At 38.8% G+C, this 16,976-nt stretch carries 13 protein-coding genes and 1 pseudogene; 12 read left to right on the top strand and 2 right to left on the bottom strand.

Translation table 11 applies throughout. The features are described 5' to 3' along the window. Positions 1-86 precede the first annotated feature (86 nt). The 5 genes from ESV85_RS16860 (at position 87) to ESV85_RS16840 (ending at position 5,660) form a co-directional block, all read left to right on the top strand. Positions 87-1,430: a Gfo/Idh/MocA family protein gene (locus ESV85_RS16860; protein ID WP_146919649.1), complete on the top strand. Its 1,344-nt coding sequence runs from the start codon at positions 87-89 to the stop codon at positions 1,428-1,430. Between the two features lie 452 nt (positions 1,431-1,882). After that, positions 1,883-3,766 (top strand): PLP-dependent transferase, encoded by a 1,884-nt coding sequence (locus tag ESV85_RS16855; RefSeq protein ID WP_223276030.1) that lies wholly within the window; start codon positions 1,883-1,885, stop codon positions 3,764-3,766. 381 nt (positions 3,767-4,147) lie between these two features. Further along, complete coding sequence (locus ESV85_RS16850; RefSeq protein ID WP_223276029.1) at positions 4,148-4,351, top strand: helix-turn-helix domain-containing protein; 204 nt, start codon at positions 4,148-4,150, stop codon at positions 4,349-4,351. Beyond that, positions 4,348-4,677, top strand: a complete 330-nt coding sequence (locus ESV85_RS16845) for a HipA N-terminal domain-containing protein (RefSeq protein WP_146919647.1) — start codon at positions 4,348-4,350, stop codon at positions 4,675-4,677. The genes ESV85_RS16850 and ESV85_RS16845 overlap by 4 nt, the downstream gene beginning before the upstream one ends. Then, positions 4,674-5,660, top strand: a complete 987-nt coding sequence (locus tag ESV85_RS16840) for a type II toxin-antitoxin system HipA family toxin (protein WP_146919645.1) — start codon at positions 4,674-4,676, stop codon at positions 5,658-5,660. The genes ESV85_RS16845 and ESV85_RS16840 overlap by 4 nt, the downstream gene beginning before the upstream one ends. 285 nt (positions 5,661-5,945) lie before the next feature. On the opposite strand, the pseudogene ESV85_RS16835 reads toward ESV85_RS16840, so the two are convergent. Then, a pseudogene (locus ESV85_RS16835) lies at positions 5,946-6,077 on the bottom strand (ATP-binding protein); the annotation flags it as partial. Positions 6,078-6,665: 588 nt separating this feature from the next. On the opposite strand from ESV85_RS16835, the gene ESV85_RS16830 reads away from it, so the two are divergent. Both ESV85_RS16830 and ESV85_RS16825 read left to right on the top strand, forming a co-directional pair. Continuing rightward, entirely contained in the window at positions 6,666-9,482 is a 2,817-nt protein-coding gene (locus tag ESV85_RS16830; protein WP_146919644.1) for an outer membrane beta-barrel family protein, read from the top strand. Between the two features lie 300 nt (positions 9,483-9,782). Then, positions 9,783-10,526, top strand: coding sequence for a GLPGLI family protein (locus tag ESV85_RS16825; protein WP_146919642.1), 744 nt, complete (start codon positions 9,783-9,785; stop codon positions 10,524-10,526). A gap of 806 nt (positions 10,527-11,332) precedes the next feature. Here the strand turns inward: ESV85_RS16825 and ESV85_RS16820 are convergent. After that, positions 11,333-11,566 carry a helix-turn-helix domain-containing protein gene (locus tag ESV85_RS16820; protein ID WP_146919640.1) on the bottom strand — a complete coding sequence of 78 codons (234 nt, stop codon included), beginning with the start codon at positions 11,564-11,566 and terminating at the stop codon, positions 11,333-11,335. A gap of 138 nt (positions 11,567-11,704) precedes the next feature. Here ESV85_RS16820 and ESV85_RS16815 point away from each other — a divergent pair, with 138 nt between their 5' ends. From ESV85_RS16815 to ESV85_RS16800, 5 genes are all read left to right on the top strand, one after another. After that, the gene (locus ESV85_RS16815) at positions 11,705-13,267 is read left to right on the top strand and encodes a vitamin K epoxide reductase family protein (protein ID WP_146919638.1); all 1,563 of its coding nucleotides are present in this window, start codon (positions 11,705-11,707) and stop codon (positions 13,265-13,267) included. A gap of 104 nt (positions 13,268-13,371) precedes the next feature. After that, positions 13,372-13,581 (top strand): hypothetical protein, encoded by a 210-nt coding sequence (locus tag ESV85_RS16810; protein WP_146919637.1) that lies wholly within the window; start codon positions 13,372-13,374, stop codon positions 13,579-13,581. Positions 13,582-13,638: 57 nt separating this feature from the next. After that, positions 13,639-14,787, top strand: a complete 1,149-nt coding sequence (locus ESV85_RS16805) for a DUF4221 family protein (RefSeq protein WP_146919635.1) — start codon at positions 13,639-13,641, stop codon at positions 14,785-14,787. Positions 14,788-14,813: 26 nt separating this feature from the next. Continuing rightward, positions 14,814-15,218, top strand: a complete 405-nt coding sequence (locus ESV85_RS22720) for a cysteine peptidase family C39 domain-containing protein (protein ID WP_317130801.1) — start codon at positions 14,814-14,816, stop codon at positions 15,216-15,218. Beyond that, on the top strand, positions 15,182-16,975 hold the full coding sequence (locus ESV85_RS16800) for a peptidase domain-containing ABC transporter (protein ID WP_317130800.1): 1,794 nt from the start codon (positions 15,182-15,184) through the stop codon (positions 16,973-16,975). Before ESV85_RS22720 ends, ESV85_RS16800 begins: the two co-directional genes overlap by 37 nt. Position 16,976: the final 1 nt, after the last annotated feature.

The following is a 16,976-nucleotide window of genomic DNA, read 5'->3' as shown; positions in this document are numbered from 1 at the left end:
TTAAACCGATCTGTATAATTCAATTATAGATTAGCGTTTTTTTTTAATAAATTGAAGCTGAACAACACCCAAAATAAAATCATAAAATGAATAAAGAACCATCAAGAAGAAGCTTCATTAAAAAAACAGCAATTGCAGGCACCGCTGCCTTGGTACTCCCTACCATCATTCCAGCGTCAGCATTTGGAGCAAATGACAGAATTAATGCTGCTGTATTGGGAATCAATGGTAGAGGTAAAAGTCATATTCAAGGCTTTATGGCGCAAAAGGATGTAGAGATTACCACACTTTGCGATCCAGACATGAACCTTCTGACCCCTGCGCAAAAAGCTTTCAAAGAGAAATACGGCAAAGATGTAGCAATTGAGCAAGATCTAAGAAAGGTATTTGACAATAAGGATATAGATGTTGTAAGTCTTGCTACCCCAAATCACTGGCATGCTTTGGCTACCATTTGGGCTTGCCAGGCAGGCAAAGATGTCTATGTAGAGAAACCGGGATCTCATAATATCTCTGAAGGCCGCAAGATGATAGAAGCGGCAAATAAGTACGACCGTATCGTGCAGCATGGAGTTCAATTGAGAAGCTCTCCGGCAGTTCAGCAAGCGATAAAATTGATGCGGGAAGGCTACATTGGTAGAGTTTATATGGCACGTGGTCTTGTGTTTAGAATGCGTGGAGACATTGGCGACAAAGGTGTTTCTCCAGTTCCTGAAGGATTGGACTATGACTTATGGACTGGCCCTGCACCTAAAAGACCCTTTACACGTAACCTAGTGCATTATAACTGGCATTGGAACTGGGACTATGGCAATGGAGATGTTGGCAACCAAGGAATCCATGAAACGGATCTTTGTATGTGGGGACTGGATGTAGGTTTCCCGACAAAAATCACTTCTATGGGCGGTAAGTTCCTTTGGGATGACAGCAAGGAAGTGCCTGAGGTGCTTACTTCTATCTATAATTATCCAGAAGAAAATAAGATTATACAATTTGAAGTTCGCCCATGGTACACCAATTCAGAAGGCGGTGCTTCGGTAGGAAATATCTTCTATGGCGACAAGGGATATCTTGTTGTCGATGGATATGATAAATTCCAGACTTTCCTTGGTGAAAAGGGAACTCCAGGTATATCAGGAGATGATGGAGCAGCAGCTTCGTCGGGTATGGACAGAGGAGCAGGCGGTACAGATGGACACTTTGCCAACTTCATAGATGCAGTTCGAAAGCATGACAAGTCAATCTTGAACGGACCTGTGGAAACAGCACACCTCGCTTCAGGTTTGGCTCACTTGGGAAATATTTCATATAGACTGGGACGAGTTTTAGATTTTGATCCAAAATCCGAGACTTTTGTCAATGATCCTGAAGCAGATAAAATGTTAACCCGCGACTATAGACCAGGATTTGAAGTGCCAGATCAGGTTTAGAATAGAGAGTAATAGAAATTGGGGTTAAACAATAGCTCCAAAAATCTTAAGAGTAAAAGGCAGTGACCGTACTTGATGTAATCCTGTAGAATCAGGAGAATTCATAGTATGATCACTGCTTTAATTTTATAGGGATTAGCCGATCCGTAGATTTACTTCGAACCTAAAGTAGTTAGCGGTTGTTAGTTTTGCCTGTCCTAAAGTTTACCTTATAGGCGAATAGTTTCTGGGATAAATCAACCTGCCAATTTCCAACAAACATTCAAAGCCCACTTGACGAGACCTGCGAAAGTCTTAATTTGGCCTCAGCAGAGCGCTTATAACCAGTAATCAATACGCACATGGAGGGCCAAATCTAATGGGAGTTTCGAAAACATGAGTGCAAGAGTGTATTACAATTCATTCTGGCATTATTGAAGTAAATAAATTAATAAATAATCAGTCTATTATCGATGAAGATTACCAAGGATAACAAAATGCTAAACTTCGTTACAGAGGTTTTGGAAAATATGCCATCTGCCTGGCTGAATCTAACCACACATAGACTGGATATTTATGATGAGTCATTGGCCAAAACACAATTTTTAGAGGAGTTTGACATCTTATTCAATGACAGCGAAGCTTCTGAAGTAATTCCACTCAGAACATCACTTAGTGAATTGCCAACTGCTTATGATTATATCCGACTAGGGCATCCTTTATCCTGTGTGCTAGAATGGGTAATAGCGAACTTAAACCAAGTAAAAGCAGAAAATATAATCAGTTTTTCTTCCAGGACAGCTCCTGTTTTGGCCGTTCTAAGAAAGAACTTGTTTGCCAATAAGAATACTCAAATCAATTATTCCGGTGACTTACCAGCTTGTTTTGATGCAGAAGTACTCAGGAATGTTTATGGGTATAAGTTCGAATTAAATCATGTTGAAAAAGCTTCAACCGTATCCGAGTTTGACGGAAGTTCTATTTTTATATCAGAGAGCAAGGAAATTGGTCATTTTGACCTCACTCAAAACATAGACTTTTATATCAATCTTCCCCCTTCCCTTGGAAGTGTTTTACTCGTAAATGGTGAAGAGAATGAAAGTTATATCTCAGAAATCCAGCATGTAAGGAGAAGAGAGACTATCGCCATGACACCGGCTAATTGCCTTGAAGCTTTAAAGTCTCTAGTAGGGCAGTCTTCTGAATCCCCTCAGAAAAGTCCTGAAAGCAATGGAGATGTGAAGGCTAATAAAACTTTGGTCTTAGAGTCAATAGCGACAATTACAGGTTCAAATACAAAGGCACTTGTTGGCTCTAGCGGACTATCCATTCAATATGCGATTATGATGGGGCTTGTGCATGATGCACAAGAAAATCATAAAGGGAAGGCTATCAAATTTGTGGTTCCTCCGAATTGTTATGGTGGTACAAATGATCAAGCAAGACGGGTAGCTGCTTGCTTGGATAATGTAGAAGTGGTGGACTTACCTGTGGATGGAGGGAACGACATGAATCGAAGTATTGATATCATACTCGATAAAATTGCCGGAGAGGATGCTATCCCATACATCATCGCTGAAATCCCAACCAATCCTAGAGTGGAAGTGCCTGATCTTATACAATTGAAGGCAGTTTTGAGTAAAGTGCGTAAAACCAATAGTGGTGAAGTTGCGACAGATCCAGTATTTATTTTGGATCAAACCTTTTGTCCGAATGTCCTCTTTTTGGGAGAAGGACAAATACTCTCCACTGTTAGAACCATTTCATTTGCCAGCGGCTCGAAATTCCCAAGTGGCGGGCTATGTACCGCTGGGTACTGCGTAGGTAATACCAAAACAAAGGAGTTGATGGAGAAAATAGAACTACATCTAAACCTTTGTGACAATGAGGCTACAGCTCTGCAGTATGAAATATTAGCTAAACAATTGCCATCAATGAACCAGAGAATTATTGATGCTTACCAAAATACCCGTGAATTTGTGAACTTCATCCACGAAGTTTTGCCAGACGCGAAAATCAATTTTGTTTCAGAAGAATTGGCAAAACAAGGATTTACTCCTTCTGTGTTTTCATTGGATCTTCCAACTAAGGGGGATTCAGATGAAGAAAAGGAATCCTATAAAAGAGCATTGAATCATAAGTTGATCAACTTAATGATTACCCAAATCCCTAATGAGAGTAAGTATTGTGTGAGTTATGGGCAGTTGAAAGGCTGTTATTGGACTATACCTGCCACTTCTACTCAAGGAACAACTAAGGAAGGGGACAAGGATTACATAGCTAGGGTAGCACTTTCTGCTAACATGGATCTTGAACTTCATAAAAAAGTCTTTTTAGATTTTGTAGAATCTATTTAAGCAAATGGGGAGGCGATAAGAGCCTCCCTTTTTTTATGATCGAGTCGATTTTTAGAGTTCAATACATTCAAAATTTCCTTGCTGTGCGATATCGCTGTAAGCAAAAATTGGTGCTGTTTTTAGATCTTGTAAATAAGTTTATGCTCACTCTATCATCTAGATTACCAATTCTTTTTATTCTCTACGTCTATTAAGAGTAATGAATAGGTTATGCTATCGAATTTTTGTAAAAATAGTGTGCTATAGCGCACTATTTTGCATGAAAAGGTTTCTTTATAGTTAATATTTTTATTAAAGTGCATTTTACTGCTCTTTTGTGGCTTTTTTTAAAGTAATTCCTATTTTTGGTTTAAATAAAGTATTATGATGCACTTTCCAGAAATGATAAAATACTTAAAAGTTCGTAGAGAGATGTTGCAGGTTACCCAAGAAATGCTTGCAGAACTAGCTGGAGTAAGCCTAAGGACCCTAAAACAGTTTGAAAGTGGAAGAGGTAATCCCACATTGCAAACCCTAAGTAAATTAGCTGATGCGCTAGGTTTGGAACTTACGTTTAAAGTAAAAACGCTCAGCGTTAATAAATGAGACAAGCAAAGGTTATTTATAAAGACGAAGAGGCTGGATTGCTCACTCAATTAGAAGATGGTTCATTTGTGTTTAGGTACCATGATGCATGGATTAATGACACAAACAAACCTCCTGTAAGTCTTACATTTCCTAAAAATCAACAAGAATACCAATCGGAATTTTTGTTTCCATTTTTCTATAATATGCTTCCGGAAGGGGCCAATAAGCAACTTGTGTGTCATGCTTTGCGAATAGATAAAGCAGATCATTTTGGTATTTTACTTAATACAGCGACCCATGATACGATAGGTGCGGTTAGAGTGATTAAACTAGACAATGTATGAGCATGCCTGAAATCCATTTTTGCCCTGGAACATTAAAAGAAGGAAATCATACTTACTCCTCAACTGCCTTAAAACGTATTTTTTATGGGAAAAAGGTAAGTCATATACTTCCCTATGAATCACCATCCTCAAGCGAGGTCACAGATGAACTGTTTGATGAAAATCGGAAAAGAATGTCTATCTCGGGAGTCCAGGAGAAGTTTTCGGTACTGTTAGACAAAAACAAATTGCGATTAACCAATGAAGGTGAACAGGGGCAATACATCCTAAAACCGAAACCAAATGCCGGTAAAAACCCTGAGTATATGCCTGCTAACGAACATTTAACCATGCAAATAGCAAGGCAGGTTTTTAATTTAGAAACTGCTGAAAATGCACTCATATTTTTTAATAATGGAGAACCAGCTTATATCACCAAGCGATTTGATGTAAAAGATGACGGGACTAAAAGGGCACAGGAAGATTTTGCCTCATTAGCTCAAAGAACACCTCAGACTCATGGTGAAGATTATAAATACCTGGGGAGTTACTCTGAATTATTCGAATTGTTGAAGAAATATGTACCCGCCTATGATGTGGAAGCTCCTAAGCTACTTAAACTCATATTGTTCAATTACCTGTTTTCCAATGGAGATGCACATTTTAAAAACTTCTCATTGATACAAACTGAATTAGGTGATTTTAAAATGAGTCCGGCCTATGACCTACTGAACAGTCGCATTCATATTGGAGATAAAGACTTTGCGCTAGATGAGGGACTGCTACCTCTAGCTTTGGCAAAAGGAAAGGTGCATGAACAGTTTTATCTCTTGGCTGATTTGTCCAAGGTAAACCCTAAAATTAGTGACGGTGTTTTTTCCCAGTTGTCTTCCGGAAAAGATGAAGTGTTGCGTTTAATCGGCCAATCTTATTTGTCGGATAAATTGAAAAATAATTATGAACAGGCTTACCTGACTCGATTGAAGAAATTAAGTAGAGAATAATCCTGGGCTAAAGAGGATATACAACCCACTAAGTTCCCCGAAGTTAAAACGAAGAGTCAAACATAAAGTGAAAGGCTTCTCGTTAGCCAAGTTTTTGAGTTAAAAGAAACAACCTCGATGTTCAAATTACTCTACTGGCTTGTGAAATAGGCTATCCTAAAAGTCGAATTCTTTTGAGAAGGATTTGGATACAAAAAATGACGAAGTTGACATCGGACAGTGATGCAAACTCAGGCGCTTGAGAAGTTATATTTTTGGAATAGTAGACTTACCATCGTGTTAAAGTTATTGATTTTCGGGATTGATTTTACGTTTTCTTCTTTGGGATTCTCCCTGTAGTTCGATGCGATGTGCGTCTTGCACAATTCTGTCTAAAATAGCATTTGCCAGCGTGTGATCTCCTATGATTTCATACCATGTACTTACCGGTAACTAGCAGGTAATGATGGCTGATTGGCAAGGAAGAAAAAATACCGATATTTCTCTTTTCCACTTGGGTGAAATCGATTTTTAAAAAATTCACCTATTAACAGGATGTATTTCTCACTTTTCACCTTAGAATTATTTCCATAGCTCCCCACCCTAATAACATTATTTAACAAATTAGTTTGCTGCTTTTATTCAAATCATTACTATAATCGTACTAGTAAAATAGTCACTAGTACTAGTAATTAAGTATTTGCCAATTTTTTGTTGAATGGCACTACTTGATAGAAGGAATTTTTGATTTGTTTAAAAGATAACTATTCGAAGTGGAGAGAAGTGAAGGGGCATATACTATTAGAATTTGAGGCTTAAGAGTACTATTTAAAAAGGTCGAATAAGGGTTGCAACAAGTAAAAGTCGCTCATCTTCAACTTTTTTAGCTGGATTGAAAATCTATGCAAATAATCCTGAGCCTGCCATCTCACCCTACCAATTCAATCTGTTAAGATGAATTGGTAGTGATTAGTGGGGTAATTTTTAGTTAAGGAAATTATTGTTAAAAATATAAACTGAAAAAAAATGAAATTCCTCATTTCATACCTTCTTTTGGCTGCCATCACTTTTGCTTCGCATGCCCAATCCAAACTTACTATTCGGGGAGTGGTGAAAGACACCACGAATATACCGCTCGACTACACCTCAGTGCTACTTCTTAGCCCAAAAGACTCGGCCTTGGTGGCATACACGCTGACTAATAAAGACGGAGAGTATCAATTCAAAAACGTAGAAAAGCAACCGCTGCTCATCAAAGCTACCTATATGGGGTACCTCCCCATCCAGAAAGAACTGGTTCTTCCCGAAACAGGTGACTTGGAAGTCGATGAGATTCAGTTGATGCCCATCTTACAGGAACTCTATGAGGTGGTGGTGAAAGCCGCCAAAGCACCGTTGATGATGCGTGGAGACACGCTTGAGTACGATGCAAGCAAATTTAAAGTACCCCCTGGAGCGACCCTGGAAGAATTGCTCCGCAAGCTGCCCGGAATAGAAATCGACAAGGATGGAAATATAGTTGCACAAGGGCAACAAGTACAGAAAGTAACTGTGGATGGAAGGCGTTTTTTTGGAGGAAACACCAAAATGGCCACGCAAAACTTGAATGCAGAGTCAATAAGCAAGCTTCAGCTATACGATGACAAGTCAGAACAGTCCAAGCTCACAGGTGTGGAAGATGGAGTGAAGGAAAAAACCTTAAATGTTGAACTGAAGGAGGAAGCTAAAAAGGGAGGTTTTGGCAAGCTTTCAGCTGCAGGGGGTACAGACGGAAGATGGTCCTCAAATGCTTCTTTCAATAAATTTGACAAAGTCAATCAATTTTCGATCATCGGCTATGGCAATAATATCAACCAATCCGGTCTGAGCTGGGATGACCTACAGGAGTTTAAAGGGAGCAGTGCATTTCAATTTGGTGACACCGGCGACTTTGGTTTTAATGGAAGTGGTGGGATGAATTATATTTCCTTTTCAGGAGGGTCCAATGATGAATCTTTCGAAATCCCCTTCAACAATCTCAACTCTGGCTATTCCAACAACCAAGCCATCGGCATAAATTATAATTACCTGAAGGACAAGAAGGATTTCAGTAGCAATTACTTCTATAGCCGCAGTGATCAAACGATAGAGAGCTTCAATAGCAGAACAAACTTCCTGCAGGACAATACATCCTTCACTTCCACTGACCAAAGCTTACAAAATAACATGGCAGGTCACCATCGGGTAAACCTTCGTTTTCAAAACGAATTAGACAGCGCCAACACCATCACCATTAACGCAAAAGGAAGGATAAGTTCACTTACTACAGCCTTGGCCAGCCATCAGGAGCTGATTCGCAGTAGCACAGAGCAAAGCCAAATGGATAGGAACAACCAATCGGATAAATGGTCAGGGGCCTTTCAGGGCACTGCAATATATAGGCATAAATTCAAAAAAAACGGACGAAACTTTGCTGCCAGTCTCAGTGATACTTATAGTAAGGCAGACCAAAATGGTATACAAAAATCCGTTGTAGATCTCATGAACTCAACAGACCCAAATACCTATTTCCGAAACTTGGATCAATTGAACCAGGCACTGAATGGCTCTAACCAGATCAAGTCAAGCCTACTCTTTGTCGAACCCATCAAAAAAATATTTTTCTGGGAGACTTTCTACAATTTCAGCCAATCAAAAAGCGAAACAAACCGAAAAGTATTCGATGTGGAGGCAAGTGATACCCAAGAGCTAAATCCAGATCTTAGTAGGTTTTTTGATAACACAATCACCTACAACAGGTTCGGTTCCAGCATCCGATATGCTAACAAAGGCTCTAATTTAAGCGTGGGTTTAGCCGCCTCCAACTACCGATTGAACGGGCAGTTTTCAGTGGTAGAAGCTAGTGAGATATTAGGCCGAGTGGATAAGAACTACCTCAATTTCACTCCTAATGTGTCTTACTACAAAACAATGAAAGGCAACAAGCGTATCAACGCAAGCTATGCTATGGGCGTCACTCCGCCAAATATCGCAGACCTACAGCCATTCAAGGACATATCAAATCCATTGTATATACGGGAAGGAAATCCTGATCTACAGCCCGAAGTATCCCATTCTTTCAATACAGGATACGATATGTATGATCCTGCCACGTTTATAAATTTGCGGTTTTCATTCAATTCAACATTCTATCAGAATCAAGTCGTTCAAAACCAAACCATAGACCCAGAAACCTTTGTCACTACGTATAAGGCAGGAAATGTTTCCGGGGGACAGCGTTATTACCCATACCTAGGTTTTGGATTTCCTATCGTAAAAACCAAGGCTACCGCGTATTTTTCAGCAAATCCGTCCTATTCTAAAAGTCTCTCCCTAATCAACTCAATCGAGACAGAGACCAAAACTTATAGCAATAACTTTGGGGTGAATTTAAATCTGACCCCATTAGAATGGTTCAGCCTATATACCGGGTCATCCTTCCGACTTAGCAAAACCAAATACGAACAAAACCCCGCCCAAAACCAGGACATAATAAATTGGAGTGCATATAGTAATATGAACATCAAATTCCCAAAAGATTTTTACCTAGATGTGAAATTCAACTATAATCGATATGAAAACGAAAGTTTTGGATTTGATCAGAAAGTACCTATCCTCAATGCATTCGTCTATAAACTACTCGGCGAGGCTAAAAAATGGGAAGTCAGGCTTTCCGCTTACGACATCTTCAAGCAAAATCAAACCATCAGCCAGTTTGCGGGCCAAAACTATGTTTCCACTGGAAGGATTGAAACGCTATCAAGATATTTCCTACTCGGAGTGACCTACAATATGCGGGGAGTAGAAGTGAAAAAATATAGATAGCATAGTACGTTGTAAAGGGGGAAGTTCTATAGTCGCAAAGTCACCGAGAGGCAAGTCTATTACATGGGATATAGGCTGCTTCCCCCATTAACCGTTTCGGCATGATCAATAGTCGTCGTGATAGAATTAAAACATACATTTCAAGAAATACAAACCACCTAGTTTACCAATAAAAAAAGCCGTTGATTCCTCCCTATTCACCAAGGTGTATGTAGTTAAAAAGACAGGTTTCACTGTTGGTATATTTTGCAAATCCATTCCGCATATTCTGATTCAGCCAATTCTTAAATCATCAAAACAATGAAATTAAAATACCTAAAGACCCTTATCCTAATATTAATTTCCACAGGACTAAAAGCCCAAAATGTAGTGGGCGAGGTAGAATACCGATACCGCATTTTCTATGATAAAATCTATTCCAACCTGCCCCACATTACCCAACAGGAAAAGGACAGAATTCTACTCACTTGGAGTAATCCTGAAGGCTACAGCACCCGAATGAAACTTCAGTTTTGGCCAGAAAAAAGTCTCTACACTTTCGGTGAACCCTATGAAGTGCGTAGCTACTCTTGGCAAGTGGAAGACTATTTCATTGAAAATAATTTTGAAGACCAGACCTATCTGAAATACATGGATCAAATGGGCAAAACTTATATCGTTCGCGACAGCCTAAATACTCCAAAATGGAGGGTAATGAACGAAATACGGGATATTCTGGGACACATGTGTATGAAAGCTGTGTCCGAAGACAGTATTAAAGGCCAAAAGATCACTGCTTGGTTTGCCTCAGATATTCCCGTTCCTATGGGTCCAGAGGAACAATTCGGGCTTCCAGGTTTGATTTTGGCTTATGATATCAACGACGGGATGCTAATCGTGGAAGCCGAGAAAATCACTTTTGGAGAACCGGAAGAAATCATCACCCTGCCAAAAAAACTAAAAGGGAGAGAAGTGTCGGGCACTAAATATCAGGACATAGTCCGAGAGTTTATCCAATCTTCCATCGAAAGCAGGGGAGCTTGGATGTGGGAAATAAGATATTGAGAAGGTTGTAGAAAGTACAAAGGCGGAAAGTAAGAAGGTGGAAAATTGCCTGGAGATGTACAATCCACATGAAACTGTAAAAGTAAATCTGATTATCTGAAATGTTGCCAGTAACCACAATCCCTCTGCTCATTCAGCCAGAAGCCCCTTGCCCGAACTGCAGGCGGGGGTGACTGAAACGGCCTAAATGTCCCGATGGCTACCAGGAGAATCTACAACCTCTATTTAATGTATTAATTCTGAACTTATAGGGCACAAAAAAAGCCTTTGAAATTATTCAAAGGCTTTAATGTCGGGGTGGCAGGATTCGAACCTAAGCTTGTAAGTTACTGATATATAGTTGTTTATGTTTTCTATTTTTCTTTAGGTCACCGAATAAGGCATAATTATTTTTAAGTGATCTAATTGATTAATTTTTAGTAAGTTAATGATTTTATTTACGATTTGTGAGAAATAATGTCAAAAAAAGACGGGATCAATTTGATTTATTGGACTTCTCTAAACTGTTATATTTAGTTATATATTTTTCCACCCTTCTTATTCGGTTTTATTTTTGTCATCTAATTAAGATTGGTGTTCTGGGCTTATTTTATGTCTCGCCTGGTGGAGCTGGCGATACAGAAGTCGAACCATTTTGAGGATGATTTGGAGCTTTTGGGGAGGCTTTTCAATTACCTGTAAGTGATTAAATTTGGAATTATATAAATAAATTCCTGAGCTGTATACTACTTTTCAAGATCCTCAGAATCTATTTCCCCATAATTCTCTCCAGCGCATTCTTCAATTCACGTAATTCTTCCTCAGGTTCAGAGAAATTGCGGGGGGGGGGGGGATAGATGGATTCCGTTTTCGGATAATAATTTCAGTATATCCATCTCATAAATTTCTCCCATCAAAGCAAGATGTGCAACAGTTGGCTGGGATTTGTTACTTTCTATGTTAGAAAGTGTTTTTTGTGAAATGCCCAGAAGCTCGCCTACCTCATGTTGGCTTAGTCTTTTAGATTCTCTGGCTTTTTTCAATTGATGGCCTATTTTCATGCCTTAAAAGGTTAATTGGGTTAGTAAAAAGTTACTGAAAATTAGTAAATACGGTATAGTCTTTTAAAAACTTAATTCTCAAATTTATTGAATCATTTTAAACATCAAAATTTTAGTTGAAATTTTTATTGCTAGTCAATGGATAACTGTTTGGTCATTTGCAAGAGATTACTGGAAACGCTTAAGGTGCCTTATACTGGCAAATTCCTGAAAGAAAAAATCCTCACCCATCCCCAGTATCCGAGCTTACTGTCTATATCGGATACCCTAGAGGAATATGGGGTGGAATCTATAGCAGTCAAGCTTGGTCCAGATCGATTGGATGACTTCCCTCTGCCAGGTATAGTGCAGATATCGATGGTTAATGGCAGTTTCTTTAGTGCGATCACTGCTGTTTCTGAAAATTCAGTTTCCCTATTTGATGAAAAAGGAAAGCAAAAGGGCGTATCCCGGTTGGATTTTTTGAAGAGTTGGACAGGTGTGAGTTTACTGGTAGAAGCAAGGGAAGATGCAGCCGAACCGGAAATCAATCAAAAGATCCGGGATCAACAGATCATTAAAGGTGTGGCAATGATTGGGGTGGTCAGTTTTTTGGGTTGGCTGGGGCTTGGCCTAGTTGAGCATGAAGCTTCAGGATTGTTTCTATCCTATTTTATGCTCAAGTTACTGGGACTGTCAATATCAAGCATCTTGCTCTGGTATCAACACGACAAAGAAAACCCTGCCCTTCAGAAATTCTGCTCGGGAGGGAAAAGTGTGGATTGCAATTCTGTTCTGGATTCAAAGACTTTTCAGCTAGTGGATGGGCGGATCAATCCCAGTCTGATGGCATTCGCTTACTTCTTTGCAGGAATAGGACTGCTGGTAAGCTCAGATTTATCCTCCATGACATTCCTTGCCTGGATAAGTTTGGCGACCATTCCGGTGGTTCTATACTCCTTTTATTATCAGTCTATGGTTATTAAGAAGTGGTGCAGGTTCTGTTTGTTGATTCAAGGGGTATTGATATTGGAAGCCTTGACTATATTGGGAGGAGAATTTTGGGGAGGTGGCATATCTATTTCTGCGGTAAGTTTATTTGTGTTTCTGTTCACTGGAGTGATTTTGGGAGGAATTCTGATCAAACCGTTGCTTGGCTTTAAAGATGAAATCTTTAAAGCCAAAAGAGAGCTGGCCAAACTTAAAAGCAATAAGGAGCTGTTTGAAGCGGTACTATCCAGATCCAGGAAAATCCAGAATAAGCCAGAAGGCCTAGGGATTTTGCTAAAAGGGGAAAAATTGAAATACCAAGTCATCAAAGTCTGTAACCCTTATTGTGGGCCTTGCTCGGAGGTACATCCTATCTTGGAAAGTCTGTTTGACAGAGGAAATATTGACCTTCAGATTCTTTTCACCCCGGGGAGAGGCGATGAACAAAAAGAAAAAACGATAAGACATCTCTTAGCTGTGGACGGGAAAGGTAATTCTGGATATATCCGCGAAGCTTTGGATTTTTGGCATGGGGCCAAGAAAAAGGACTATGTACAATTTGCTACTCAATACCCGATAAACGGAGAATTGAATCTTCAGGAAGAAAAGGTAAAACTGATGGAAGATTGGTGTGAAAGAGAAAATATTGCCTATACCCCAACACTATTTATAGACGGCTATGAATTACCGAAGGAGTATAAGGTGGAAGATTTGAAATATTTATTAGACTAAACATTATTCAAATCTCTTCTATAAAAAAAATTCAATCGCGATGAATAGTCAGATCCTTTGGCTGACTTTAATGTCCGAAGAAACACAAAAAAACAAATACAAAAATGAAAAAGTTAAGTTTAGGAAAATTGAAGCTTGCTTCAGTGGAAGTGCTTCAAAGAAGTCAAATGGTCAACATTTATGGAGGTTCTGGATCTGTACCAGATTGTATTGATATGAAATGTGGTTCAGATTACCCAACTGCAGTATGCTGCGGAGGAACATCTTGTGATAGTATCACAAATGGATATTGTAAGCCTAATCCTATTGGATAAAAATTCATGAAGCCACAGTAATTGTGGCTTCATTTAATTCCTTCATAAGAAACCCTAATGAAATATTTTATTATTTTAATTTTACTATTATCTGCGTGTACGGCAAGAGAAATTGAAGTCGAAAATCCATCAGTGTCTTATTCGTTAGATACTGTGAGAATCAATTCTAAGAATGAAATTTTGGATCTGTGGGGATTTGCTTCATTTTCTGATTTAGATTTTGAAAAAAAATCAATTTTTTCTTATAATTCTTTTAACCATTCATTGGATCAAATAGATCTTGAAAAGTTAGAATTTATAAAAAGGATAGCATTTGAAAAAGAAGGCCCAAATGGAACTGGCGAAATTTTCACTGGATTCAATGTATTGAAAGATGATCGTATCTTTATCAAATCATATGAGAAATCAGCAATTTTTGATGATAATGGAATCTTAATTAAAAAAGTAGATTGGAGAAATTCAATAGATTCTATTGGGGAAAAATATGGAGATTATCCTAGGATACAAGTTATTGTAGAATCAGAAGATTTACTTGTTTTTGGTCTTTCATACGATTATAAAAATGTTGAAGTTAATCTTGATGTTTTGTCTATAAAAGAAAATAAAGTAGACAGATTAGACCTCAATTCAAAAAAATCATATGGCGATTTAAGCATTAGGAGTGATCAGTCCGGTACTATTATTGATCCTAGTGTAGAACTTACTCATCAAAATAATAAGATTATTATAAGTTATGAATTTTCAAATGAGATCATATATTATGATTATAAAGCTAAAGCCTTGAAATTTGTAGATTATAAGCCTACACTGACTCCCAAAAGTGTAAATCCCCCAAATATTAGTGTCGGTTCAATGGAACAAATAAAGAAAGAAATTAAACATTTCAAAGAACAAGTTAGGTATTATCGTCCAGTGTGGGATATTGAAAGTAAGCAGTATTTTCGTTTGTCGACGAAAACAATTTTTTCGGAGGAAAATAAAGAATTATCGAATGCTACTCATATTGAAACTCAAGAAATTAAGGTTTTTCTAACTGTTTTCGACTCTGAATTTAAGCTCCTTTCTGAGCTTGAAATAGAAGAATTTTCAGACTTTGATAATGATTATTTCACTAAAGATGGGAAGCTTTGGTTACTCCTTAATTTGGACGATGAAATGGGATTTGTCAGAATAAGTTTAAATAATGTTACTAGTAAGACAAATTAGGTTTCTTAAAAATTAAAAAATAATTTTTGCAACACAATTTCCCCTTCTATAAGCAACCCGACTCTAAAGACTGTGGGCCTACCTGTCTACGGATCATTTCGAAGCACTATGGCAGGCTGATCTCTCTGAAGGAAATCCGCAACCTTTCAGAGACTACGCGGTCAGGCAGCAATTTGCTCAAGCTGAGCGATGCGGCAGAGGCCATTGGGTTTAAAACCATTGGGGCTAAGTTGGATTTTAAGAGATTGGAGCAGACTCAAATGCCCCTGATTGTGCACTGGGACAAGAATCACTTTGTGGTAGTTTATAAGATCAAAACTGGTAAGGTCTATCTTTCAGATCCAGGGTATGGATTGGGAATAATGCTAATGAAGAAAGTAAGGAAGGAATTACCTTGCTTCTTGAGCCAACTCCTAAGTTTAAAAAATTAAAGTGGAAACATTCGGATAAGAGGTCGCTTGGGTTTCTCTTTCAATACCTTTTCAAGTATAAAAGTCTGATCACCCAGCTTGGCATTGGTTTGCTGGTGGGCAGTTTACTCCAGCTGATTTTTCCTTTCCTAACCCAAAGTATCGTTGATATCGGGATTCAAAACCAGGATATTGGGTTTATTTATCTAATCTTGATTGCTCAGGTAATGTTGTTTTTTGGACGAACGAGTGTAGAGGTGTTCCGAAGTTGGATTTTGCTCCACCTCAGTACCCGTGTAAATATTTCACTTGTTTCAGATTTTTTTATCAAGCTGATGAACTTGCCTATTTCATTTTTCGATACCCGGATGACAGGTGATATCATGCAGCGGATCGGAGATCATAGAAGGATAGAAAACCTGTTAACCGGTACGGCATTGAACACTTTTTTTTCTTTTTTTAACCTTTTTGTTTTCGGTGCAGTATTGATTTATTATAGCCCCATGATCTTCCTCATATTTATGGGAGGAAGTGTGGTTTATATCCTATGGATTCTCTACTTTCTAAAGCGAAGAAAAGAGCTTGATTACATGCGGTTTGCGCAGCTCAGCCAGGAGCAAAGTACAGTCATAGAGCTGATCAATGGCATGCAGGAGATCAAGTTACACAATGCTGAAACCCAAAAACGTTGGAAATGGGAGTTTGTACAGGCCAGTCTTTTCCAAGTATCAATTAAAACACTCGCACTGGAACAGACCCAGGGAGTAGGATCTTCGGTAATCAATGAGCTGAAAAACATATTTGTCACCTTTGCCTCAGCGATCCTGGTGATAGAAGGGCAGCTTACACTGGGGATGATGCTTTCTCTCCAGTATATCATCGGACAACTGAATGGTCCAATTATGGGGATAGTCACTTTTGCCCGTACCTATCAGGATGCCAAGATCAGTTTGGAGAGGCTAAACGAGATCCATGATAAGGAAGACGAGGAAAGGAGAGACGGGCAGCTGGTCTATAATATTGCACCCGGAGAGAATATAAAGGTGAACAATCTCAGCTTCCGATATATGGGAGCTGAGGAAAATGTTCTTAAAAAACTTAATCTGACTGTTCCTTCGAAAAAAATTACTGCAATAGTAGGAGCTAGTGGATGCGGGAAAACCACCCTAATGAAACTCCTGCTAAAATTTTACGAGCCAGAAAAAGGAGAAATACATTATGGAAGACATGACTTTAAATTCATATCACCCCGTAGTTGGAGAGACCATTGCGGAGTTGTAATGCAGGATGGATATGTGTTCAATGATACCATCGCTGCAAATATTGCAGTTGGGGAAGAAGTGGTTGATTTTGATCGACTGGTGATTGCTTCACAGACTGCCAATATTTATGACTTTATACAATCCCTTCCCCTAAGATTCAATACTAAAATCGGAAATGAGGGTGTTGGAATCAGTACCGGGCAAAAGCAACGTTTATTTATCGCCCGTGCAGTTTATAAAAATCCGGAGATTCTCTTTTTTGACGAAGCAACCTCTGCCTTAGATGCCAAAAATGAACGGATCGTTATGGAAAACCTGAACCGTTTTATGAAAGAGAAAACGGTATTCATCATCGCTCACCGGCTCAGTACGGTAAGAAATGCGGATCAGATCATTGTAATGGATGAGGGTAAGATTATGGAGACCGGAACCCATGAACAGTTGGTTTTCCAGAAAGGAGTGTATTACGATTTGGTGAAAAATCAATTGGAGTTGGAAAAAATTAAAAAAAACTAGG

The sequence above is a fragment of the Algoriphagus aquimarinus genome, from assembly GCF_007997215.1.
GTDB classification, from domain to species: Bacteria; Bacteroidota; Bacteroidia; order Cytophagales; family Cyclobacteriaceae; genus Algoriphagus; species Algoriphagus aquimarinus_A.
This window is presented reverse-complemented; position numbering and strand designations above follow the sequence as displayed.

What these genes read in the sequence shown, in the direction of transcription:
- ESV85_RS16860 (WP_146919649.1), top strand. Translation starts at nt 87, where the DNA reads ATGAATAAAGAACCATCAAGAAGAAGCTTCATTAAAAAAACAGCAATT.
- ESV85_RS16855 (WP_223276030.1), top strand. Translation starts at nt 1,883, where the DNA reads ATGAAGATTACCAAGGATAACAAAATGCTAAACTTCGTTACAGAGGTT.
- ESV85_RS16850 (WP_223276029.1), top strand. Translation starts at nt 4,148, where the DNA reads ATGATAAAATACTTAAAAGTTCGTAGAGAGATGTTGCAGGTTACCCAA.
- ESV85_RS16845 (WP_146919647.1), top strand. Translation starts at nt 4,348, where the DNA reads ATGAGACAAGCAAAGGTTATTTATAAAGACGAAGAGGCTGGATTGCTC.
- ESV85_RS16840 (WP_146919645.1), top strand. Translation starts at nt 4,674, where the DNA reads ATGAGCATGCCTGAAATCCATTTTTGCCCTGGAACATTAAAAGAAGGA.
- ESV85_RS16830 (WP_146919644.1), top strand. Translation starts at nt 6,666, where the DNA reads ATGAAATTCCTCATTTCATACCTTCTTTTGGCTGCCATCACTTTTGCT.
- ESV85_RS16825 (WP_146919642.1), top strand. Translation starts at nt 9,783, where the DNA reads ATGAAATTAAAATACCTAAAGACCCTTATCCTAATATTAATTTCCACA.
- ESV85_RS16820 (WP_146919640.1), bottom strand. Translation starts at nt 11,566, where the DNA reads ATGAAAATAGGCCATCAATTGAAAAAAGCCAGAGAATCTAAAAGACTA.
- ESV85_RS16815 (WP_146919638.1), top strand. Translation starts at nt 11,705, where the DNA reads ATGGATAACTGTTTGGTCATTTGCAAGAGATTACTGGAAACGCTTAAG.
- ESV85_RS16810 (WP_146919637.1), top strand. Translation starts at nt 13,372, where the DNA reads ATGAAAAAGTTAAGTTTAGGAAAATTGAAGCTTGCTTCAGTGGAAGTG.
- ESV85_RS16805 (WP_146919635.1), top strand. Translation starts at nt 13,639, where the DNA reads ATGAAATATTTTATTATTTTAATTTTACTATTATCTGCGTGTACGGCA.